Origin of the sequence: Nostoc sp. (assembly GCF_036917615.1) — a bacterium.
In the GTDB taxonomy this organism is placed as follows: Bacteria; Cyanobacteriota; Cyanobacteriia; order Cyanobacteriales; family Nostocaceae; genus Nostoc.
Genome location: NZ_JBALCZ010000068.1, coordinates 152,878 through 174,337, shown reverse-complemented (window position 1 = coordinate 174,337; position 21,460 = coordinate 152,878). Strand labels below are relative to the sequence as shown.

General features: G+C 41.2%; 22 protein-coding genes and 1 pseudogene. 13 read left to right on the top strand and 10 right to left on the bottom strand.

From position 1 onward, the window contains the following. The first annotated feature begins 22 nt into the window (after positions 1 to 22). Together V7K85_RS24205 and V7K85_RS24200 are read left to right on the top strand one after the other, a co-directional pair. Positions 23 to 484, top strand: a complete 462-nt coding sequence (locus V7K85_RS24205; RefSeq protein WP_334817274.1) for a hypothetical protein — start codon at positions 23 to 25, stop codon at positions 482 to 484. 676 nt (positions 485 to 1,160) lie between these two features. Next, a complete protein-coding gene (locus tag V7K85_RS24200; protein WP_334817272.1) occupies positions 1,161 to 1,835 on the top strand; it encodes a hypothetical protein in 675 nt (224 codons plus the stop codon). Here V7K85_RS24200 and V7K85_RS24195 read toward each other — a convergent pair. Next, on the bottom strand, positions 1,822 to 3,363 hold the full coding sequence (locus V7K85_RS24195) for a phytoene desaturase family protein (protein ID WP_334817269.1): 1,542 nt from the start codon (positions 3,361 to 3,363) through the stop codon (positions 1,822 to 1,824). The genes V7K85_RS24200 and V7K85_RS24195 overlap by 14 nt on opposite strands. Before the next feature lie 778 nt (positions 3,364 to 4,141). Between V7K85_RS24195 and V7K85_RS24190 the strand changes: the two genes are divergently transcribed. The 3 genes from V7K85_RS24190 (at position 4,142) to V7K85_RS24180 (ending at position 7,704) form a co-directional block, all read left to right on the top strand. Next, positions 4,142 to 4,990 carry a prohibitin family protein gene (locus tag V7K85_RS24190; protein WP_334817472.1) on the top strand — a complete coding sequence of 283 codons (849 nt, stop codon included), beginning with the start codon at positions 4,142 to 4,144 and terminating at the stop codon, positions 4,988 to 4,990. A gap of 82 nt (positions 4,991 to 5,072) precedes the next feature. After that, the gene (locus V7K85_RS24185) at positions 5,073 to 5,489 is read left to right on the top strand and encodes a DUF1824 family protein (RefSeq protein WP_334817267.1); all 417 of its coding nucleotides are present in this window, start codon (positions 5,073 to 5,075) and stop codon (positions 5,487 to 5,489) included. Positions 5,490 to 5,772: 283 nt separating this feature from the next. Next, complete coding sequence (locus tag V7K85_RS24180; RefSeq protein ID WP_334817265.1) at positions 5,773 to 7,704, top strand: ABC-F family ATP-binding cassette domain-containing protein; 1,932 nt, start codon at positions 5,773 to 5,775, stop codon at positions 7,702 to 7,704. Positions 7,705 to 7,715: 11 nt separating this feature from the next. Here V7K85_RS24180 and V7K85_RS24175 read toward each other — a convergent pair whose 3' ends face one another. Next, positions 7,716 to 7,895, bottom strand: coding sequence for a hypothetical protein (locus V7K85_RS24175; protein WP_334817263.1), 180 nt, complete (start codon positions 7,893 to 7,895; stop codon positions 7,716 to 7,718). A 124-nt stretch (positions 7,896 to 8,019) separates the two neighbouring features. On the opposite strand from V7K85_RS24175, the gene V7K85_RS24170 reads away from it, so the two are divergent. Next, positions 8,020 to 8,331: a hypothetical protein gene (locus tag V7K85_RS24170; protein WP_334817261.1), complete on the top strand. Its 312-nt coding sequence runs from the start codon at positions 8,020 to 8,022 to the stop codon at positions 8,329 to 8,331. A gap of 592 nt (positions 8,332 to 8,923) precedes the next feature. Here the strand turns inward: V7K85_RS24170 and V7K85_RS24165 are convergent. The 4 genes from V7K85_RS24165 to V7K85_RS24150 all read right to left on the bottom strand — a co-directional run bounded on the left by V7K85_RS24165 (position 8,924) and on the right by V7K85_RS24150 (position 10,946). Beyond that, positions 8,924 to 9,109, bottom strand: coding sequence for a type II toxin-antitoxin system RelE family toxin (locus V7K85_RS24165; protein WP_334817470.1), 186 nt, complete (start codon positions 9,107 to 9,109; stop codon positions 8,924 to 8,926). Positions 9,110 to 9,186: 77 nt separating this feature from the next. After that, entirely contained in the window at positions 9,187 to 9,432 is a 246-nt protein-coding gene (locus V7K85_RS24160) for a hypothetical protein (protein WP_334817259.1), read from the bottom strand. Positions 9,433 to 9,742: 310 nt separating this feature from the next. After that, positions 9,743 to 9,970 carry an antitoxin gene (locus tag V7K85_RS24155; protein ID WP_334817468.1) on the bottom strand — a complete coding sequence of 76 codons (228 nt, stop codon included), beginning with the start codon at positions 9,968 to 9,970 and terminating at the stop codon, positions 9,743 to 9,745. 115 nt (positions 9,971 to 10,085) lie between these two features. Beyond that, on the bottom strand, positions 10,086 to 10,946 hold the full coding sequence (locus V7K85_RS24150) for an Rpn family recombination-promoting nuclease/putative transposase (protein ID WP_334817257.1): 861 nt from the start codon (positions 10,944 to 10,946) through the stop codon (positions 10,086 to 10,088). Between the two features lie 239 nt (positions 10,947 to 11,185). On the opposite strand from V7K85_RS24150, the gene V7K85_RS24145 reads away from it, so the two are divergent. From V7K85_RS24145 to V7K85_RS24125, 5 genes are all read left to right on the top strand, one after another. Beyond that, entirely contained in the window at positions 11,186 to 11,473 is a 288-nt protein-coding gene (locus V7K85_RS24145) for a hypothetical protein (RefSeq protein WP_334817255.1), read from the top strand. A gap of 143 nt (positions 11,474 to 11,616) precedes the next feature. Further along, a complete protein-coding gene (locus V7K85_RS24140) occupies positions 11,617 to 12,012 on the top strand; it encodes a hypothetical protein (RefSeq protein ID WP_334817253.1) in 396 nt (131 codons plus the stop codon). Positions 12,013 to 12,371: 359 nt separating this feature from the next. Beyond that, complete coding sequence (locus V7K85_RS24135) at positions 12,372 to 13,130, top strand: ATP-binding cassette domain-containing protein (protein WP_334817251.1); 759 nt, start codon at positions 12,372 to 12,374, stop codon at positions 13,128 to 13,130. Continuing rightward, entirely contained in the window at positions 13,127 to 13,759 is a 633-nt protein-coding gene (locus V7K85_RS24130; protein WP_334817249.1) for an ABC transporter permease, read from the top strand. The genes V7K85_RS24135 and V7K85_RS24130 overlap by 4 nt, the downstream gene beginning before the upstream one ends. Before the next feature lie 90 nt (positions 13,760 to 13,849). Then, the gene (locus tag V7K85_RS24125) at positions 13,850 to 14,764 is read left to right on the top strand and encodes a glycine betaine ABC transporter substrate-binding protein (protein WP_334817247.1); all 915 of its coding nucleotides are present in this window, start codon (positions 13,850 to 13,852) and stop codon (positions 14,762 to 14,764) included. A 51-nt stretch (positions 14,765 to 14,815) separates the two neighbouring features. On the opposite strand, the gene V7K85_RS24120 is transcribed toward V7K85_RS24125, so the two are convergent. Both V7K85_RS24120 and V7K85_RS24115 read right to left on the bottom strand, forming a co-directional pair. Next, a complete protein-coding gene (locus tag V7K85_RS24120) occupies positions 14,816 to 15,445 on the bottom strand; it encodes a Uma2 family endonuclease (protein ID WP_334817466.1) in 630 nt (209 codons plus the stop codon). A gap of 92 nt (positions 15,446 to 15,537) precedes the next feature. Next, entirely contained in the window at positions 15,538 to 16,278 is a 741-nt protein-coding gene (locus V7K85_RS24115; RefSeq protein WP_442940614.1) for a phytochelatin synthase family protein, read from the bottom strand. A gap of 105 nt (positions 16,279 to 16,383) precedes the next feature. On the opposite strand from V7K85_RS24115, the gene ggt reads away from it, so the two are divergent. Continuing rightward, positions 16,384 to 18,216: a gamma-glutamyltransferase gene (ggt, locus tag V7K85_RS24110; protein ID WP_334817243.1), complete on the top strand. Its 1,833-nt coding sequence runs from the start codon at positions 16,384 to 16,386 to the stop codon at positions 18,214 to 18,216. Between the two features lie 59 nt (positions 18,217 to 18,275). On the opposite strand, the gene V7K85_RS24105 is transcribed toward ggt, so the two are convergent. Together V7K85_RS24105 and V7K85_RS24100 are read right to left on the bottom strand one after the other, a co-directional pair. Continuing rightward, entirely contained in the window at positions 18,276 to 18,539 is a 264-nt protein-coding gene (locus V7K85_RS24105) for a hypothetical protein (protein ID WP_334817241.1), read from the bottom strand. A gap of 1,081 nt (positions 18,540 to 19,620) precedes the next feature. Beyond that, positions 19,621 to 20,211, bottom strand: coding sequence for a DUF1802 family protein (locus V7K85_RS24100; RefSeq protein ID WP_334817239.1), 591 nt, complete (start codon positions 20,209 to 20,211; stop codon positions 19,621 to 19,623). Positions 20,212 to 20,295: 84 nt separating this feature from the next. Here V7K85_RS24100 and V7K85_RS24095 point away from each other — a divergent pair. Further along, positions 20,296 to 21,310: pseudogene (locus V7K85_RS24095) on the top strand (aldo/keto reductase). Positions 21,311 to 21,460: the final 150 nt, after the last annotated feature.

The following is a 21,460-nucleotide window of genomic DNA, read 5'->3' as shown; positions in this document are numbered from 1 at the left end:
TCATTCAAAGTCTGTAGAAATTATGAACGACAGAATTGAGAAAGGTGACATAGTACTTATAAATAAAAATGGAAAATACTACAAGCAAGTGGGTGAAGTCAGTGAGGTTGATTACAATGTTTTCTTGGTAAAAATAGTATTAGTAAAGTTAGGTAATCAAGAAGCAAACTTTGAAGAAAAAGATTTACAATTACAAGCTAAAAAACCGAGCCTGAAAGAAGTCATTGCATCAATAGACAAAATTCTAGAACAAGTGAATCAGATTCCCCACTTGCCGACTAAAGAGCAAGTAGAGTTACCCAACCGTCTGAAATATCTTAAATTAGATATTCCTAAACTAGATAAGCAGTTGATTCAACAAAACTTCGATAGTATAGATAAAATACTCGCAGTAACAAGAGAAGCAGACTCATCAGCAAGCTTTTGGCAGGAAATAGATCCTAATTTGGAGAAAATAAGCTGGTGGATTAGAACAAGTCTGTGAATCAACAAGTAACTCGGCGAGAAGAGAATAAATCAATTTATAGCAATCCGATTTGATTTTTAAAAAAATCTAAGTATTCTCTCGTTCCCAGACTCTGGCTCTTAATGCCTATTGGGGGGCTGCTGCCTCCTGAATTGCGGCAGAGCCGCAATGAGCAGCATTTCCAGCCAGAGGCTGTAAACGAGAATTTTATCTCGTGTTTTGGCTTAAATTGACATGCATGAGCATTGCTGTGCCTCTACCAACGTATTTGTATCATTATTAAAGTGAAACGGTATAAGACAGTGTTTCACCTCTTAACCTAACCTTATGAATATTAAAGGTAAAACTTATATTTGATCACATCATACATAATTGTTATGTTTAAGGCTAAATAATTGGAATTGGACATAATTAAACGTAACTATATTTTTATCATTTTTTATGCTTAATGCCTTATGCCTCATACTTTATACTCCATCCTGAACAGTGAAATTTATTTTTACCCACTTAATTAATTTTGTATTTGTAACTGTAAAAATTACATTTTTGTATTAACTTGACGCTTACTTAATATAAAGCTTAGAATAATAAATTTTGATATTTTGAAGTAGTTGGTTCGCGCAAATGCCTAAGTTGTTAGATTAATAAATAGCGTTGATTGAGATAGAATCAACTACGAAGATAAGGAGTATCTATGCGTTTTTGTCAGTTTGCAGGCATTCTTTGTTGTACTACAGCAGCTTTTATATCAATTACACCCATACAGGTAGAAGCTGCAACTTTTAAAGTGATATCTGGAGTCACCAGCATTGATCGTGACCACGAGGAGATTCTTAAAAGTATTGGGCTAATCTTGACAGGCACTAATAATACAGTCCCACCAATTCCCAGCACTTATTTGGTTGGCTTCAAGATCGACCCAGCCACCAATTTTACATTCAGTGACGAAGGCGGTTTTAATCCACTCTCAGGTACAATTGAGCATACTGGTACTGTTACCTTCAATAACAATATTACTGTTGGTAACTTTTCAATTGGTTTGGCTCCGGGACGTACTGTCACAGGTGCCAGCGGATTTGTTTTAAGGGACACATTTTCTTTAAATACAATTTTGTTTGATTTAAGTATTCCGGGACCTGTGGCATTTGATGGCCAAAATTTAACTATCCCTGATGTTAAATTGTTGATTTCTCCAGAGTTTGCGACTATACTGCCAAAGCCTAACTTGACAGGTTTGTTTGCTGGAACTGCACGAATTGATGCTCAAGTTACTGCCGTACCCGAACCTGACAGTGTACTAGCAGTTTTGGCAACGGGTGCGGCTCTGTTGGCAACTAGATTTTATACTCAAAAAATTAAATGCACCTGATATCCTGAAGCATAGCTAAATGCTTATTAACAGGGGCAAGTGTATTTGCAGCAATCATCCCACTGGCGGCGACTGCTGGTAAACCAATGCCGGGAAATGTCGAGTCTCCACAGCACATCAGTCCTGGTAAAGGTGTGCTGGGGCCAGGAAACATACTAGATCCAGCCTGAATTGCTGGGCCGTAGGAACCTTGGTGACGACGGAGATAACGCTCGTGGGTTAGAGGTGTACCAACAAGTGTGACTTCGCAACGAGAGCGAATATCTGGAATGATCCGCTGTAGCGCTTGCCACATTACTTCTGCACGCGATCGCTTTTGTTCGGCGTATTCTTGGTTCCTTCTATCCATTCCCTGCCAGATAGCATATGGCTCATTACCAGGAGTATACACATGAATCACGTGCTTACCTGGTGGTGCTAGGGATGGGTCAAGAGTTGAAGGGATTGATATCACCACAACATTCTGAGGTGCTGTAACGCCCAATTCCCAGTTATTGACTACGATGTAATGACACCGCAAATTTGACTGTAATCCTTGAGCATCAATGCCTAGATGTTGATGCATGAAGCTATCACACTCAGGCGTTGCCTGTCGTTTGCTGCGGTACTGTTTGGGTATTGCCTTTTCTGGTAGCAAGTTCAGTGTGTCCCAAACCGATGCATTAGAAATCACTGCCTGACACGCGCGAATTTCTTGGCGATCGCGCAGACGCACACCCACCGCGCGATTACCTTCTACAAGGACTTGCTCCACATGAGCGCCTAGTATCAGCTTCCCACCGTGACGCTTCAATCCTTGTACTAGGGTGTCAACTAAAGCACCACTACCACCAATTGGATATTCAAGTATTGCATCTGGTCGATACCAGTCCGCAAACATAAATGCTACCTCTGCGGTGCTAGTGCCATCTGCTGGCAGCCCAGAAAGCAGAAAACACAGCAAATTCAACCAGTTTTGCGTAAACGGGTCTTTAACAACGCCATCCATAATCCGGCTGAAGGGGCCCGTCAGCTTGATTATATTTGCAACATGTTTTGTTAGAGATGGCACAAACGGGCCCACAGTTCTAGCTGCACCAAAATCAAAACGTAATGCGGCTGGTGGCATAGAAGTTGCTGCACTAGCAAATGGTTGCATAACGCGCTGGAGTTCCTGCCATTCGGCTACAGCATCATCACCACAGAATTTCATCAGCACTTCACAAAATTGCTCGGCACCAACCGACGTGTCAAAATCACCTTCTGGTAGACAACAACCCCAAGTATCGTAGGTTACGCATGGTAATTCAGAACCAATTGCATCTAGGACTTGTCGCAAAGGGTTGGCAGAGGGGCTGTAAGACAGTCCAGAGTAGAGGGACGGGCCAGAGTCAAATTTGAAACCATTGCGCTCAAAAGCATGGGCAGCGCCTCCAGCAATGGAGTGGCTTTCGCAGACTATCACATCAAAGCCATACCGTGCCAAAAGAGCAGCACAACTCAAACCGCCAATACCGCTACCAATGACAACTATATCTGTGTTTTGCATATCCCTTATGTTTGCAACGATGGTTTTCAAGGTATGCTAACTGATCCAGAGTTAGCGCGTCTCAAACCCTATTCACAGGGGGATTCTAGCACAAGGGAAGAGTTTGGCAGAGCCGTCATCAACACAGAAACCATCTACTAGACATCTCCAGAAAAGAATGTAGCGATGCGAAATTTCGCTTGTAGAGACGCGAAATTTCGCGTCTCTACAAGGGTTTGAGTCAACGCATAATTAATTTTCCCCGATGTCTACTGTTCATTCATAGAATAAGTAGTCGCCAGCCAAATTTGTTTACGATACTTGTGTTCATACTCAAGCAAGCGCTGAAGAGGATGCGTTGAATGTTTACGCCTTGTTGATACCCGATGAGATTTTAATCCAGTAGCCACGGCTTTTTGCGGTTTCGTGCAACTGATATTACCACAAAACAAAGTTTTGAGTTCTGAGTTCTGAGTTTGAAGATGAAAGACTTGATTCAGACAGACTAATGAGAAACTTAAAATAGTAACTGAGTTTACTCAAGTCAACAGCAAAACTTTTTACTCAGCACTGGGCACTATGAACTAGGGACTAGTACCGCAAGGCGGAAGTCAAAAGTCACTCATTCAAAAGTCAAAAGAATTGTATTCCGGGCTTTTGCGCCATTTGAAATGGTATGTTTATTTACGCCGCGTTGGACTAGAGACTAGGGAACAGAGAAGGGAGACAAGGAGAAAAATAATAACTCCTAATGACCAATGACCAATGACTAATGACTAACTTACATGGAGAGAGGAATTTGAAAAATCAGCAATTGGGAAATTGGCAAACCACAGTTTTAGGAATTGTGTTAGCAATACTTGTGATTCTCGGACTAAATTCCTTTGTGATTATTAACCCTGGACAAGCTGGAGTGATCAGCATCTTGGGTAAAGCTAGAGATGGCGCTTTATTAGAAGGGATTCACGTAAAACCACCTTTTATCTCCGTGATAGATGTGTATGATTTGACGGTGCAAAAGTTTGAAGTGCCAGCGGAGAGTTCTACTAAGGATTTGCAAAATTTATCTGCGAGATTTGCAATCAACTTTCGCCTCGATCCTATGCAGGTCGTTGAAGTTAGAAGAAAACAAGGAACCTTAGCAAATATTGTATCGAAAATCATTGCACCTCAGACACAGGAAGCATTTAAAATTGCAGCAGCTAGAAGAACTGTAGAAGAAGCAATTACCAAAAGAAGTGAATTGAAAGAAGACTTTGATAATGCCTTAGGCGATCGCTTAGACAAATATGGGATAATTGTGTTAGATACTAGCGTAGTTGATTTAGCGTTCTCACCAGAATTTGCCAAAGCAGTGGAAGAAAAACAAATCGCTGAACAGCGGGCGCAAAGAGCCGTTTATGTAGCACGGGAAGCTGAACAAGAAGCACAAGCAGATGTGAATCGCGCCAAAGGTAAGGCAGAATCTCAAAGACTCTTAGCAGAGACACTCAAAGCCCAAGGAGGACAATTGGTTCTACAAAAAGAAGCAATTGAAGCTTGGAAGAGTGGCGGCGCTCAGATGCCAAAAGTCCTTGTTATGGGTGGTGACTCAAAAAGCGGCGTCCCCTTCATGTTCAACCTTGGAAATGTCCAAAATCAACCTTGATTCGAGAAAATAATACTTAGTAAGTTAGGCTAGTCCCAACGCAAACACAACAGAAAAACTAACAAGATAATAAACGAAGTTTATGTCAACCCCCAATCCTCAGAATCTCACCGCCGAAGAAGCGAAAAAATTACTGAATAAATTCAACTGTCTAGACATCGCACCTGTCCTCAAGCCATCAGAAAAATCAGTCATTCGTAGTGCCTTAATTTTAATCACCAAGCTTGCTGATTATCAAATTTTAGGAATTTGTGCTGATACAGCAGAAGAAGGAATACTAGCTATGAAGACCTATTCTTTGGCTTTGGGTTATGAACCACCAAACAATTTACTTACACCTGAAGGCCCAGTTTATATCAAATTAAATGGTAAAAACGGCTTGTGTTATCTCGATTCCTATGCTGGACATCATCGGGGTGTATTAGTATCTTGCCAGTCTGACGACGAAGACGGAATCAACGAAATGTATGGACATCTTCCCTTGGATTTATTTGTATAGTATTCAGCCAATGTTAGGTAGGGCATAAGCATAGGTGTCAACTTAATATGAAAGCCAGTATAGAACCAGCTTTTATAGATTATCTCGTATCTCGTTCCCGGTCTCCGACTGGGAATGCCTAATATGAGGCTCCGCCTCAAGACTGGCGCAGAACCGCTTTTGATTTGCATTTCCAGCCTCTGACTGGAAACGAGGTTTTAAAGGGGTTTGAACTGAAGTTGACACCAATGCGGCATAGGCCTTGCCTACTCACTAATGAAAAATAATTAATGACTTAAATCTTATGAGTATCATTACACTACAATCAGTAAAAAAAGACTTTGGCATCAAGGAAATTTTAAAAGATGCTAGCTTTAGCCTCGATGCTACCGATAAAGTTGGTTTGATTGGTACTAACGGTTCTGGGAAATCAACCTTATTAAAAATGATCGCTGGGTTAGAAACCATTGATAGCGGTCAAGTTTTAGTCAACTCCGGTTCTAAAATTATCTACTTACCCCAGCTACCAGATTTAGATGAAAACCACACAGTTTTAGAGCAAGTTTTCGCCGACAGTGGCGAACATATGGCTTTGGTGCGTGAGTATGAAGAACTCTCAGATAAATTAGCTCACTATCCAGATGATAGCCAAGTGATGTCTCGCCTTTCTGTGGTGATGCAACGGATGGATACGAGTGGTGCTTGGGAACTAGAAACCAACGCTAAAATCATCCTCACAAAATTAGGAATTTCTGACTTTGATGCAAAAATAGGCACTTTATCTGGAGGTTATCGCAAGCGTATTGCTCTAGCATCAGCATTGCTAGCAGAACCTGATGTTTTGCTCATGGATGAGCCGACAAACCATCTCGATGCTCTTTCTGTTGAATGGTTACAAAGTTATTTAAATCGCTATCGCGGCGCACTTTTTCTAATCACCCACGATCGCTACTTTCTGGATCGTGTTACCAATCGGATCATTGAAATTGACCGAGGCGACATTTACACCTATACAGGTAACTATTCATATTACCTCGAAAAGAAAGCATTAGCTGAAGAATCTGCTGTAAGTACTCAACGAAAACATCAAGGCTTGCTGCGGCGCGAGTTAGAATGGCTCAAAAAAGGGCCGAAAGCCAGAAGTACCAAACAAAAAGCTAGAATTGACCGCGCACACGCTCTGCGGGATACTGAATTTAAACAAGTTCAGGGTAAAGTTGATATTTCTACAGTTGGTCGTCGCATTGGCAAAAAAGTTATTGAATTAAATAAAATTTCTAAAGCTTATGATGGACGTACCCTGATTAATAATTTCACCTACGAATTTAGTCCAGAAGACCGCATCGGCATCATCGGCGCTAATGGTGCTGGTAAATCTACTTTAATGGATATTATTACTGGTCAGATTAAGCCAGATTCAGGTATTGCAGATATTGGTACTACAATTCACATCGGTTATTTTGACCAGCATTCTGAAGAATTGCTCACAGCCTTAAACGAAAATCAGCGCGTGATTGACTACATCAAAGAAGAAGGAGAATTTATCAAAATTACCGATGGGACTCAAATAACTGCTTCCCAAATGTTGGAGCGATTTTTGTTTCCTGGTAATCAACAGTATGCCCCAATTAGTAAACTTTCTGGTGGTGAAAAACGCCGTTTATTTCTGTTGCGGGTTTTGATGAGTGCGCCCAATGTCTTGATTTTAGATGAACCGACGAACGATTTAGATGTTCAGACATTGGCAGTACTAGAGGATTATTTAGAAGATTTTGTCGGGTGTGTAATTGTAGTTTCTCACGATCGCTACTTTCTTGATCGCACCATCGACACAGTATTTTCCTTTGAGGAAGGCGGTAATCTCCGGCAATACCCAGGTAATTACTCAGTTTATCTGGACTATAAGAAGGCTGAAGAAGCAGCACAGCAACAAGCTGCTAATACTAAAGATAAGCCCAAAAATGTCGAAGCCCAAAATGGTGCATCTTCATCCAAAGAGGTAGAGAATACAAAGCGACGTAGGTTATCCAATTGGGAAAAGAAAGAATTTGAGCAGTTGGAAGGTAAAATTGCCCAGTTAGAGGCTGAGAAGGCAGAAACCGAGAAAACACTAGCAAATGTCTCACCGGGGAATTATAGCCAAGTACAGAAACTATACGAACAAGTGGAATCTCTCAAGCAAGCGATCGATGTGGCGACTGAACGCTGGTTAGAATTAGCAGAGATGGAGTCTTGATGGTAAGTATCTCACGTTTGTAAATCCGGGCGATTAGAAATCGCGTCTACACAGACTTGTGTTGAGCGCAGTCGAAATACAAAACCCACCTGCGTGGGTTCAAACCCTTGATTTTTTATTAGTCCGCGTCGGCGGACTTTGTTTGTGTAGCCGCGAATTCCATTCGCCCGGTGCAAGATGTGAATTAACATGGTGCGTTAGTTATTTTTTAGACTTAACCGAACAGTATTGGGTTGTGTTCTTATCTCAGATATTTCTAAGCCTGAATTGGGTATATGAAAATTTGTAACTATTTTATAACTGGTTACGTAATTTTTGGCACTGCCTCTGAATATTAAAAGAGCATGGCTACATTCTAGCTTTCTGACCATCTGTCAGGGCAATGTTTTGCTTGCTCTGGACGACAAATCTTTACAACAGAACAGTGCTAACACCATTAGAACAACTAGGAGTATCTTCGTGAAAAATTTCTTTGGTTTGCTTATTGTTAGTTCCGGTTTGCTTTTGGGTTCTTTTGTTCCCATGCAAGAATCTGCGATCGCTCAAAAAGCCTGCCCCAACGTCAGCGGTTATTGGAAAAGACCAGATGGTATTATTATTAATTTTTCCCAGAACGTTGTACTTTAGGGGGTACACTAACCAACGCCCCTATTCATAAAATCACTGGTGTGTTCTTTGATAATCGCACTGCTGACCTTGTTGTAGCTCGTACCACTCTTTCAAAAGGTTGTACGACACTGCTGTATGATACACTTACTGTTCTTAGTGTGCCAAATCTTATCAGAATCAACGTATATGCAACAGACGGTAAATGCGACCTGTCGCAGAACTTTACTGAAGACTATGTTTATACAAAACTTTGATTAGTTATAGGCGACTGGTACTAATTTAAGAGGATGTCTGAAAAGTCTTCATAGATATTGCTATCAAGTCTTAATAAGTAAGCATCTCACCTTTGCAAACACCTGGCGATTAGAATCGCGGCTATACAGACTTGTATTTCGACTGCGCTCAACACAAGTCTGTGTAGCCGCGAATTCCATTCGCCCAGATTTACAAAATCTCTCTGGTGTCGATGAGTGGCCGATCGCTATTAATCATAAAATCATCACAGAAATTGTCTAGACTCTCAATGAGCGATCACCAGGGGTTATCTTTGGCAATGAGAACAATAGCGTTTGGGCAAAAAGCGATCGCGTTGAGGTTGAGCATCTCAAAACTAATTTTTTCTATAAACATCTTTCCGATGCTTGCACTGCAAAATTTGTACGAGTTGACTTTCATCATCAATCTCGTAACGAACTCTGTAATCACCAATCGGAATACGATACTCGTTATCAGAACCTTTTAACTTGACAATCCCATCAGGACGCGGTTCTGAAGCAAGATTTTGGATTTTTTCAATAACACGCTCAACAAGATCATTTGGTAAGTTGTCAATCTGCTTTTGTACCGGCTTTGAAATAGCGATTACATAATTTATTATCTCTGCTCTGAGCGGTTAGCAAGATATTCATCTATAGTCACTGACTCACCATCGCTATACTCAGCGCGAACTGCTTGAATTTCGACCAGTGTATCTGCATTGTCTTCGTACAACGCTTCTTCGGCTTCAAAAATTTGTTGCTCAATTAGCTCTTGAAGTTGACGTTTTTCTGTTAAATCAAGGGAAGATATTGCTTCTGCTAAAGTTTCTAAGGAGAGTTGTAATTTAACAATGGCTGGCATTTTTCTCCTATTGGGTGTATTCTTTCGCATTTTGACACCATTATGCTAATTTTAACAGTTATATTTTTGTCAACCCAAAAGTCTTTGGGTTGTGTTTTAGGACAAATGCATCTAAACTTCAGACTTGTGGGGTACAACGCAGCAATTGGATTTGCCTAACTTGCGATTGCGATCGCCCTTCCATAACACGCTACTAACTATCTCTCATAAACTGCGTAGTTTACCGCTGTAGGCATCACTTACAAAAGTTTTGCCTACGCAGCCATATCTATAAACAAGCCGCTTTGCTGGTATCAAGCAGGTATCGCATTTACAAACTCTCTCTGGTGTCCATGAGTGGGCGATCGTTATTAGTCATAAAATCATCAGAGAAATTGTCTAGACTGTCGATGAGCGATCGCCAGGGGTTATCTTTGGCAATGATAGCGATCGCGTTACCAATTTTTTTGATATAGACTTCTGTGCCAGTGAGTTGAAAATCTTCCGGCAAAATAACAACTTGGTGAGTGCCATCAGTGCTGAGTTTGGTGGTGTTTATGATATTACTTTTCGGCATTGCAGTTGCTCATCGTTAAATTATAGATGTAAACGACTATCTAAAAGTTAAGCAATGCGATCGCTTCTATCTCAGCAGCACCTACATAAAAGCGGGCTTATCGCTCTGCTAACCACGACTGCAAATCAGCCACACTGGTAAAATCTAACAGTGCTTCACTCAAGTCTTCCAGAACAGGTAAAGGTAAACCAGTGATGGCGGAACGCATTTCTGGAGTCACTTCACCAAATCGCTTTTTTAGCAGTCGGTTAACTATATTAACTGTTGCTTCCTCGCGCCCTTCCTCTAGTCCTTCTTCGCGCCCTTCTTGCTTAATTTCCCGATAAACTCGCGTTTCCTTAAGTGTGATTCCCAGCATCGACTCTACCTCCCTTCTACTTAATTGCTCAAACTTGTACACCATAATCGTCGTAATCATCTCTATTATGGCCCGACTTGTGGGTGATGATACTTCTTGCCGAGTTCTAGTTAATAAATACCTGGCTTGTTCTGGTGCTTGTTCTTCTGTGACTGTCGTTAATACCATCAGCGCTACCCATAAAGGTAAGGTACGAATATCCCCCAATTCATCTAAATATATTCGATGCACTTGTTCGCCATTGAGCAATGAGCGATGGGGATGAATCTGGCTTTGTTCCAGACTGCGAGATGGGTAAATTATGACTACTTGCCAATCGCTAAATCTCTCCCGGTTGCGGTAAAAATATAGTGAGGACTCAGCAAATACTCTTTCGTAAAGCTGTTCATCTTTTTGGAATTGGACTTCACAAAAATACACTACTCCTGCACCTGCATTTTCTGGTGGGAGGAATACGCCGTCTATTTCAAATTTGGGTTCTTTGACTGCTACTGAGTCAAATCGATAGGCATCAGCATTTGTTGGCGGATTGGTCAATAATTCAAATAATAACGTGGGAGATTGTTGAAATAGTTTGTAAAATATCGAGTCTCGCCGCATGAAGTATTCTTATTTTGCTGAACCGAGTCCACACTACCATAGAAATATTGAGTGATTTTGAAAGTTCTAACTTCGTATGGTAATAGCAATCGCCCTTCCACAATAAGCGTAGTTTACCGCCGTAGGCATCGCACTATCTATGACAAACTGCGATCGCCTATATTGGTCTTTCCTACAGAATACTAGGCGATCGCCTACAGAAGTTTTGCCTACGCAGCAATATCCATCAACAAGCCGCTTTGCGTCTACGCACTCCCCAACAAACTGAAGCGGTCTTCGGGTTCACCGGAGCGGTCTTCGGGTTCACCGGAGCGGTCTTCGGGTTCACCGGAGCGGTCTTCGGGTTCACCGGAGCGGTCTTTGGGTTCACCGGAGCGGTCTTTGGGTTCACCGGAGCAGTCTTCGGGTTCACCGGAGCAGTCTTCGGGTTCACCGGAGCGGTCTTTGGGTTCACCGGAGCAGTCTTCGGGTTCACCGGAGCGGTCTCCCTTAAAACTTTTATGAAACTTAAACAATTATTACTATAAAAATCAACATTTAGTGATGAGATACCGCAAAATTACTGGTATTACCTGAAAATTTTATGAGAAAAAATTGTGAGTTACCCTGAACCGGAATGCAGTTTAACTAGGGCAAGCTAGCTCTAGAAGTATCTTAAAGAAATAAATTTATGTCTCGTTTAAAACGCACATCTCGCATTTTAGAAAAAGCTCAGTTAAGATCATCTGGACTGAAATCGATTGTTCCAAACATTAAATTTGATGAAAATTATAGTCTAGAAAAACTGATTGAGTCAATTGAGCAGTTAGGTAACAAAATTGATGTTTATAATACTGCTCTGTCTGTGGTTGACTCTTCTAAAACTGAAATTGAAGAGATGGAAAAAAACTTGAGTCAGCTTTCTGAGAAGATGCTAATGGTGGTTGCTATCAAGTACGGCAAAGACAGCCGTGAGTATGAGATGGCGGGTGGTGTTCGCAATAGCGATCGCGCCCGCAAAATCAGGTCGAGTCGCTTGAAAAATGTTGCAGAACTAGTCTTAGATGAGAATACTAAAACTGCATAGAAGGTCTTAAAAGTAGCATAATAGGGTGTGTTATGCCGTTAAGCTAACGCACCGTTTTTATGAGCTATTACAGTGCGTTAGGCTAGCGCCATAACGCACCCTACATTTAGAAATCCTATCTGAGTTGTAAAAATTATCTTTTTTAACGTAGACGTGTAGCGGCTTGCCCCAGGCTACCGCAAAGGACGCATAAGGCGCAAAGTGTAAGAAGAGAAGATTTACAAATGATTTAGGATTGCTATATACTAAAACCCTAAATCCAAAATGGTCTAAACCAATTAGGAAAGGCAAATTAAGCGTTAGCACGCTAGCGAAATCAGCACATAATACATATAGCTAGCGTCCACCAAAAGCCATTCATGCCGCAAAATAACCAAACCGCCGTCGAATTCCGCAATGTCACCTTTAGCCGCAATCATCGCCCATTGGTGTCAAATCTCAATTTCACCATTCGCCAAGGAGAAGCACTGGTATTACTTGGACGCAGTGGAAGTGGCAAAACCACGACAATGAAGTTAATTAATCGCCTATTCACACCCACACAAGGTGAAGTTTTATTTGATAGTATTCCGACAACTGAATGGGATGAAATTAAACTACGGCGAAAAATTGGTTATGTAATCCAAGAAATTGGTTTATTTCCCCATTTCACTATAGAACGCAATGTGGGTTTAGTGCCGGCTTTGGAAGGTTGGCAACCGAAACAAATTAAAACGCGGGTTTATGAATTGTTGCAATTAGTAGGTTTAGAACCAGCACAATTTGCTGGACGTTACCCGCACGAACTTTCGGGCGGACAAAGGCAAAGAGTCGGTGTAGCCAGGGCTTTAGCAGCAGATCCACCAGTGTTGTTGATGGATGAACCCTTTGGCGCACTCGATCCGATTACGCGCCTAGAACTTCAACAAGAGTTTCGGCATTTGCAACAAGAATTAGGTAAAACTGTTGTTTTTGTTACCCACGATATTCAAGAAGCCTTTATTTTGGCATCGAGAATTGGTTTAATGTCTGGCGGAGAATTGGTAGTATTGGGGACAACAGATGAATTTATGCGATCGCAACACCCAGAAAGCCTAGCCTTTCTTCGATGTCTGCGTTCCCTGCAAGACACTTTATGAAAAATTTCTTCCTCGTTAAGTATGCCCCAGAAATTCTTCAGCATACTCTAGAACACTTATTTTTGGTAGGAATCGCGATCGGAATTGCCATACTTATAGGCATTCCATTAGGTATTTTAATTACACGCAAAACCTATCTCCGCCAACCAATTCTTGGCATAGCGAATATTCTGCAAACTATTCCTAGTTTGGCACTGTTTGGCTTACTGATTCCGGTTCCCATAATTGGCGGAATTGGCGCAGTCCCAGCAATTGTTGCCCTGATTGTATATTCTCTACTGCCGATAATTCGTAACACTTATACAGGGATTACTAGCGTCGATCCAGCTATTCGGGAAGCTGGGAGAGGAATGGGGATGACAGATAGACAATTGTTATTGCAAGTTGAGATTCCCTTGGCAATGGGAGTAATTTTAGCAGGAGTGCGGGTAGCAACGGTAATTGCCATTGGGATTGCAACTATTGCAGCAGCAATTGGTGCTGGTGGTTTGGGAGTGTTTATTTTTCGTGGGATATCAGTTGTGAATGATCAGTTAATTTTAGCTGGTGCAGTTCCGGCGGCGGTAATTGCATTACTGGCTGACTTTGCAATTGGCTGGTTGGAGAATAAATTAAAAATTAAAAATTAAGCTAGTAAGTAGGCAGGCATAATTAAATGTAATATGTCGTTCCTCCTAGCAATGACAATCCATATCATATTTATTTACACCATCTATTTAATGAAAAGATTTTTAGCATTGTGCTTTTTAACTTTTGCTTTGTTACTAGTAACCACTAGCTGCACGCCGAATGTAAATAGTAGCAGCGATGGCAATATTATCGTTGCTTCCAAAGATTTTACTGAACAAGATATTTTAGGTGAACTTTTAGCACAGCAAATTGAGGCAACAACTAATTTAAAAGTGGATCGCCGTTTCCGTTTGGGTGGTTCTTTTGTTTGTCATAGTGCTATTACTGCTGGCAAAATTGACGCATATATTGAGTATACAGGCACAGCTTTTACTGGAATTCTCAAGCAAAAAGCAGTTAATGATCCTAAAGAAGTTTATCAAAGATTAAAACAAGCTTATGCCCAGCAATTCAATCTGGAAGTCATGCCAAGCCTGGGTTTTGAAAACACTTTTGCGATGATTGTCCGGGGTGATGATGCCAAACGCTACAATATTCAGACTATCTCCGAAGCTACTCAATATACACCACAGTGGCGTGGCGGTTTCGGCTACGAATTTTTAGAACGGGAAGATGGTTTTCCCGGATTAGCTAAAGCTTACGATTTGCGTTTTGCTAAACCACCCCAAATCATGGACTTGGGTTTAATATATCGGGCTTTGATTCAAAAACAGGTAGATATGGTAGCGGGTAACTCTACTGACGGACAAATTTCTCGCTTGGGTTTAGTTGTACTCAAGGATGATAAAAAATATTTTCCTCCTTATGAAGCTACACCAATTGTTCGACAAGAAACTTTAAAAAAATATCCTGAGTTAAGAAAAGCGATCGCCTCACTTGGCGGAAAAATTTCGGCAGATGAAATGCGGCGATTAAACTATTTAGTTGAGGGTGAATTGCAAGATATTAAAGATGTTGTCCAAGAGTTTCGGAAATCCAAGGGATTAGGTTCATCTCAAAGATAGGCGAGGAGCGATCGCTTATACCATTTTTCGTGTTTAACTATTACCGCTTGTCTACTGTTGTTCACGCAAAAAGTTTCTTAACCACCGAATCGCTTCACTTGTTGTTTGCTCGTTTGCAATTTGAACACATTGCTGTACAATTTCTCTGACATTAAGAAAGTAACTGCTTTCTGTAAGCAGATAACTTTCTTCTTGCAATCTATAAATTAATAACCTATTACTCTTTAATATCCAGACCTCTGGCACTCGATAAGGTAAGAAATCATTAATGTCGGTGTAGCTTGTCACATCTATTTCAATTGCTAAATCTGGTGGTGGATCTGATTGCCAATCAATTCTTTTTTTGCCTACTACTGCTCTCCAATTTTCAATGTAAAAGCAATAGTTTGGTTCAATACCACTAATTTCTGGCAAGCTCATGGTGATGGGCGTAAATGACTCGTATATGCGGTTTAAGTGGTCAAGTAGAGCTATTACTATCAATGCCAGCAAGCTCGCATCTCTTCCATGCTCTGGTAGCGGTGCCATTAGCAAAATCTCTCCAGGTCTATATTTTATCCGAGGCGAGGAGCGATCGCCTAGTTGCTGACTCAATATTTGATAGTCTTGCCAGTTTCCCAACAGTTTCAACACCGCGCCAGGTGGTAACTCGATTTTTTGTGGTGTAATTACGGTATCCATATTAGCTGACATTTTAGATATTGCCGATCCCATTGTTTAGATGGAGGAAAGGCGATTACAGAATTCATGAATTCAATGAACAGATTGTTATATCAAGGGCTTTTGCTTACAAATACAAAGCCACGGCTTTTATTTGATGAGGGATCATTTGTGAGCATTGCTTTCCATAAATCTGTTGTTTTTACCCAAACTGGTGGATACTTGTAACGAGAAACATCAAGAATTAAAAATCTATCTGTTTGCTCATTATATGCTGCTAAAGGAGAAATATGCCCACCTTTCTCTTGACCAATTTCTTTGCGTAAATAGTTTACTAAAATAAAATTTTGCGGTTGTTTTAAATTTTCTGCTGCTTGTTTGCGGAACTCTTCTAAACTAGTGTCAGCAGCGTGGTAAACATTAACTTTAACGCCGTAGCTGGCTAGTAATTTCCCTAACTGGTCTAGAGTCATACCTTGGTGAGACACAGTTTCAGGTGTTAACACTTTTTTTGTATTATCATTGCTAAAAAAGTTTTCTTGAGTAAATACTCGATATGGCTTGTACTGGGGTACTTCTGGTGCTGGAATTTGTAGACTATTCAGGATCATAACCATACTAGCAACACCACAATATGCTTGATTATTTTGAGTGGTGAATTGCATACTCAATGGAAAAAAGTCTTCTTTGGATTTACTCTGAAATAATAATTTTTCCCCTTCAGGCGTATTAAAACCCACTAAGTTAGAGGAAAGCGGTAATGTCTGAGAGAGAACGCTTCCGCTAGAGATACATAATCCAATAGTTAAAGCTTTGAAAAATGTCTTACTTGTTTTGATTAACATAGCATTCATCAGGACAGTATATTTCTTAAATCATATAAATAATCTCACACCAAGATGCTAAACAAGTATAATATTTTAGTAAAAAATTGTATCACCTCAATAACTAAACTAAAAATGCTTACTGTTGTTAAACCCAAGCGAGTTGCGATGCCTGCGGCGGGCTACGCCTACGTAATCTTTTTCTTGAGCGTCTTACTTTACAGCCAAGTTGCATCAGCCGCCTTGACTTTACCCCTACACAGCAAAAAGGGAATGGTAGTTTCGGCCCATCCCCTAGCAAGTGAAGCGGGAATTTTGATGTTACGCAAAGGTGGTAATGCAGTAGATGCAGCTGTAGCCACAACCTTTGCAATCTCGGTAGTTGAGCCTTTTTCAGCAGGCATCGGCGGCGGCGGATTTTTGCTGATGCACTCTGAAAAAACTGGCGAGATGAAAGCGCTAGATTTTCGGGAACGCGCCCCCCTGAAAGCTACAAGAAATATGTATCTGGATGCAGAAGGAAAGGTGCGTCCAAATGCAAGTATCAATGGTTATTTAGCAGTAGGCACACCAGGAACGGTGGCGGGACTTTATGAAGTGCATCGTCGCTATGGTAAACTTTCTTGGCAAGAGGTAATGAAACCTGCGATCGCACTCGCTGCATATGGCTTTATTCTTCGTACTGGGGAAACTTGGCATTCTCTGCAAACCAACGATTCCCGCAAGCAAGTAATTCTCAAGAATCCAGCAGCGCGGGAAATTTTCACTCGCAACGGTGAATTTTACAAATCTGGAGACAAGCTGGTGCAGAGTGATTTGGCCCGCACCCTAACAGCAATTGCCCAAAATCCCCAAAGTTTTTACACCGGAAGTATTGCTCGTGCGATCGCTTCTGATATGGTAAAAAATGGTGGTTTAATTACTCTAGAAGACCTGAAAGCCTATAAACCAATCTGGCGCACTCCCGTTTGTGGGAACTTTCGTAAAGCTAAAATTTGCTCAATGCCACCACCTTCATCGGGAGGCGTTCATCTATTGCAGATTTTAAATATTATCGGTGACACTGATTTAAAATCTTTAGGATGGCATCATCCCGATGCCATACATTTAATGGTAGAAGCAATGAAGATTGCTTACGCCGATCGCTCAGAATATTTAGGCGATCCTGATTTTGTCAAAGTTCCTGTACAAGAACTGCTCAGTCCAGCTTACGCCAAAAAACGCCGTCAAGAAATTAATATGCAAGTGGCTAGACCCTCGACCGAGGTCAAGCCAGTAGATAGAAAGATACTACAACGTTTTAGTCAAGCTAATAATCAGAGTTTAGGAGAAAATATCATTCCCTTATCTGATCAGTCTCTACAAACAAACGCGACTCGGCATGAATCTCCTCAAACCACTCATCTTACTGTTGTGGATGAAGAACGCAACGCCGTGAGTCTAACTTTCACGATTAATCTCGGTTTTGGTGCTGGTGTAGTGACACCGGGAACTGGAATTGTCCTCAACAATGAGATGGATGATTTTGCCGCTGCGCCAGGAGTGCCTAATGCCTTTGGTTTGGTTGGTAACGATGCCAACAGCATTGCACCCCGTAAAACTCCCCTATCCAGCATGACTCCCACAATTGTCACAGAAAATGGTCATTTCCGTATGGCAGCGGGTGCGCCTGGTGGTAGCACGATCATCACCCAGGTTTTACAAGTGATCCTGAATGTCCTGGAATATAACATGGATGTTGGTGCGGCTGTTTCGGTTCCACGCATACATCATCAATGGCTTCCAGATGAGTTGCGCGTCGAATCCTGGGGCTTGGATGCTTTGACTGTGCAAGACTTACGCCGTCGGGGACACAAAATAAAGGAAACTGCTCCTTGGGGTAATGGTAACGCGATCGCTGTTACAGCCGATGGAACTCTAGAAGGGGCCGCTGATCCTCGCGGTGAAGGTTCCCCCAGAGGTTTGTGAACGAGACAAGGGGAAAAACCATGCCCAATGACTAATGATTAATGACCAATGACCAATGACTATTGATTTTGGATTGTTGACTCTGCGTAGCTGCTGCCGCCAAACTCGTTTGCCCGTGTGCTAGGTACTAGTGTCCAACCTGCTTTGAGAAGTTTTTGATAAGTTGCCCAACCTTTAGAACCACCTGGTATTTGATAATCTGGGACTGCGAAATGTCCAAAAGCTGTGTAGGGACGCCAAGGCTGATTGGGTTCTGTCTGCAAATACAAAATTTTCTCTCCGTCGCCACCAGACTTAGATAACCAGCACATTTGTCGATGCATTGCAAACTCCTTTGTTTTTAGCTAATAACTAATTCATAACGGTAGGCTTTTGTCAAGCCACACCTTACCCTTGTGGGTTACTTTTTTGCCTAATACTTTAGACAAAGTGTAATTAAGTTATATCCACCACAGGATAATTACTTAACAAGTCATACCCTGAGAAAGCTGCTAGTAGGACACCAAGACAAACAGCTTTCCCTCACCTCCCTGATAGGAGATATTTTTCTAATGTTATCCGCGCTTTTGAGGAATGTGTGTAACAATAACTACTGTTTTGATTGAGTTTCGCAATCAAACTATTTGTTTTTCTGTTTACATACATAAGCGCAGATTTTGGAAATTACTTATAAAGTTCCGTTGATTAAACACTAAGCTAAAACACATCTAAATTGCATAATTACTTCATCTGGTTGTCTTTGAAGTTTTGATGCCTACAGCGGGTTGCGCCAACGTTGAAAGGCTCCGCTCAGACTTCTCTGTTTGTCATTAGTCAAAAGTACTTACAAAAGACAAATGACTAATGACAGTCTTAGGACATTTCTGAATAAGAAATTACCAGGTCAGTTAGAACAGTCCTTTTTCCAATAGGAAATCAGAGCTAACTCAATCGGTCTATCGGGTAATTTATTTTCCGGAAATCGCTTTAACCAAAGAATATAAAACTTGGACGCGATTTATATTCCTGAATTTACTGTAAATATACAGTGAACTTGTTGCTTTTACTGAGAAATATATAGGAAAATATAAACATCATAAGTAATTTAATCAGTCAAGTAGGATTTAGCAAGATGAAAGCAGTCGGTATTTACACCCTTGCAAATGATATTGTATTTGACCAGTTAGTTGCCTAGCTAAATAGTATTGAGGTCAATGTTAGCCAAAACATTCCTGTATGTGTTATTCCTTAGACTTATGGTGCGATATTCTTCGTAGTAGTGGTACATCAAGGCTGATTAGTCAATATCGCTAGATATTTCAGTAATTAGTAGTAGTAAATATGTAATAATCGCCCTCTTAAGTCTGTAGGTTTAGATCCCCGACTTCTTAAAAAAGTCGGGGATCTAGGCAGCAACTTGGGTTATTAGAAGGATGGAGCATACAACTTATCGCCGACAATCCCGCGAATTGTCTCTACTTGTTGGGTGTATGCAAAGTCAGATAAAACTGGTTTTGCTGCTTGCAACTGAGTTGGTTGATCTAAATCAATCCATGACTTACAGCCGCCATATTTGGGGTGGTAGGGAATTTCTTGTTGGAATAGTTTATATGTCCGCAGGAGGAGAATATAAAGCGGCTGGCGTGGTTTCCATTTGAGGCGATCGCTAATAAAATGCTCGTTCCAAATATGGAAGGGAAGCAAAGCATTGACAATAAATTCGTCACTAACTGGTAAAATATCCGTGATTTCAGCCCAACTGCTGATGCAAACTGTTTCTGGATGCCAACCTGATGTTACTGGATAAACATGATTGGCATACTCAGCTTTCAGCATGAAAGCTTGTTGATGTTCATAAGTAGGGTAAAGCAAAATTTGCTTGTGGGCAACTTGGAAATGTCCATTTCGTTCATGGATACCGCCTTTGCGGAGCAACATAATTGTTTTACCGTCTTCTAAGGCATTTACGGCGACTGCCCATTCTTTGAGAGCATGAAAAGTTGTAGTCAATTCCATCACATCTACTGTAACTCTGATTTAATTTCAACCTAAAACCGATAAAGTATGAAACTGTCCAAGGAAATGAATTAGGAAGCAGTTATGGAAAAGCGAGCGCTAGGTACTTCTGATGTCCAAATCACACCTATCCTGATGGGAACTTGGCAAGCTGGTAAAAGAATGTGGGTGGGAGTTGAGGATGCTGACTCGATTAAAACGATCCGAGCCGCATTTGAAGCTGGGATCACGACAATTGATACTGCTGAAGCTTATGGTGAAGGACACTCTGAGCGAATTGTAGCTGAAGCTTTATCTGATGTGCGCGTAGACGCGTAGCGGCTTGTCGTCAGACATCGCGTGGAGTATGCCACGAAAGTTTCCCCTAACCATCTAAAGTATGAACAAGTGATTGAAGCTTGCGTAGACGCGTAGCGGCTTGTCGTTAGACATCATTCCCTAACTAACCTGAAAACTGATTACATCGACCTTTACCAAATTCATTGGCCCTCCGGTGCTTTTAATAGTGAAATAGTAACTATCGAAGAAACTATGAGCGCTCTTAACCTGCTCAAAGAGCAAGGTAAAATTCGAGCAATTGGTGTTTCCAATTTTTCTGGCGCCCAGTTGGCTCAAGCAGCAAATTATGGACGTATTGATAGTTTACAACCACCCTATTCTTTATTCTGGAGACAGGTAGAACAAGATGCATTGCCCTATTGTATCGAAAATAATATTTCTATCCTTGCTTATTCGTCTTTAGCACAGGGATTGTTAACAGGAAAATTTGCTCTCGGTCATAAATTTGACCAAGCAGATAACCGTGCTAAAAATAAACTGTTTCAAGGCGAAAACTTTGAACGTGCTCAACAAGCGCTACAACAACTGCGTCCCATAGCCCTTCTTCATAATTGTACCCTTGCTCAGTTAGCTTTGGCGTGGTTAATTGCTCAAACCCAAACAAATGCGATTGCCGGAGCGCGTTATCCCGAACAAGCACTAGACAACGCATATAGCCACCCAAATAAAGCTTTCGGCCGCCCAATTGGTAGAAATAGATGCCATTGGACGTAGTGTCACCGACCATCTTGATAACAGTCAAATTATGTGGAATTGGTGAGAATGCAGTTTAGTTAGCCATACTTATCTCTCTTTTTTGGAGACGCTTTGCATAGCTTGCTTCCCCTTAGGAGTACGAAGATCCCTTCAACTTTCTTAAAAAGAGGGTTAGGGATCAAATTTCTGCTTCTAGATTGCAAAATCTAACAAA

Excerpts from the sequence above, each read along its gene's own strand:
- V7K85_RS24150 (WP_334817257.1), bottom strand. The coding sequence starts at position 10,946 with ATGCGGCGAGACTCGATATTTTACAAACTATTTCAACAATCTCCCACG.
- V7K85_RS24175 (WP_334817263.1), bottom strand. The coding sequence starts at position 7,895 with ATGTTAATTCACATCTTGCACCGGGCGAATGGAATTCGCGGCTACACA.
- V7K85_RS24200 (WP_334817272.1), top strand. The coding sequence starts at position 1,161 with ATGCGTTTTTGTCAGTTTGCAGGCATTCTTTGTTGTACTACAGCAGCT.
- V7K85_RS24140 (WP_334817253.1), top strand. The coding sequence starts at position 11,617 with ATGTCTCGTTTAAAACGCACATCTCGCATTTTAGAAAAAGCTCAGTTA.
- V7K85_RS24135 (WP_334817251.1), top strand. The coding sequence starts at position 12,372 with ATGCCGCAAAATAACCAAACCGCCGTCGAATTCCGCAATGTCACCTTT.
- V7K85_RS24125 (WP_334817247.1), top strand. The coding sequence starts at position 13,850 with ATGAAAAGATTTTTAGCATTGTGCTTTTTAACTTTTGCTTTGTTACTA.
- V7K85_RS24105 (WP_334817241.1), bottom strand. The coding sequence starts at position 18,539 with ATGCATCGACAAATGTGCTGGTTATCTAAGTCTGGTGGCGACGGAGAG.
- V7K85_RS24115 (WP_442940614.1), bottom strand. The coding sequence starts at position 16,278 with ATGAATGCTATGTTAATCAAAACAAGTAAGACATTTTTCAAAGCTTTA.
- ggt (WP_334817243.1), top strand. The coding sequence starts at position 16,384 with ATGCTTACTGTTGTTAAACCCAAGCGAGTTGCGATGCCTGCGGCGGGC.
- V7K85_RS24130 (WP_334817249.1), top strand. The coding sequence starts at position 13,127 with ATGAAAAATTTCTTCCTCGTTAAGTATGCCCCAGAAATTCTTCAGCAT.
- V7K85_RS24120 (WP_334817466.1), bottom strand. The coding sequence starts at position 15,445 with ATGGATACCGTAATTACACCACAAAAAATCGAGTTACCACCTGGCGCG.
- V7K85_RS24205 (WP_334817274.1), top strand. The coding sequence starts at position 23 with ATGAACGACAGAATTGAGAAAGGTGACATAGTACTTATAAATAAAAAT.
- V7K85_RS24100 (WP_334817239.1), bottom strand. The coding sequence starts at position 20,211 with ATGGAATTGACTACAACTTTTCATGCTCTCAAAGAATGGGCAGTCGCC.
- V7K85_RS24185 (WP_334817267.1), top strand. The coding sequence starts at position 5,073 with ATGTCAACCCCCAATCCTCAGAATCTCACCGCCGAAGAAGCGAAAAAA.
- V7K85_RS24195 (WP_334817269.1), bottom strand. The coding sequence starts at position 3,363 with ATGCAAAACACAGATATAGTTGTCATTGGTAGCGGTATTGGCGGTTTG.
- V7K85_RS24180 (WP_334817265.1), top strand. The coding sequence starts at position 5,773 with ATGAGTATCATTACACTACAATCAGTAAAAAAAGACTTTGGCATCAAG.
- V7K85_RS24160 (WP_334817259.1), bottom strand. The coding sequence starts at position 9,432 with ATGCCAGCCATTGTTAAATTACAACTCTCCTTAGAAACTTTAGCAGAA.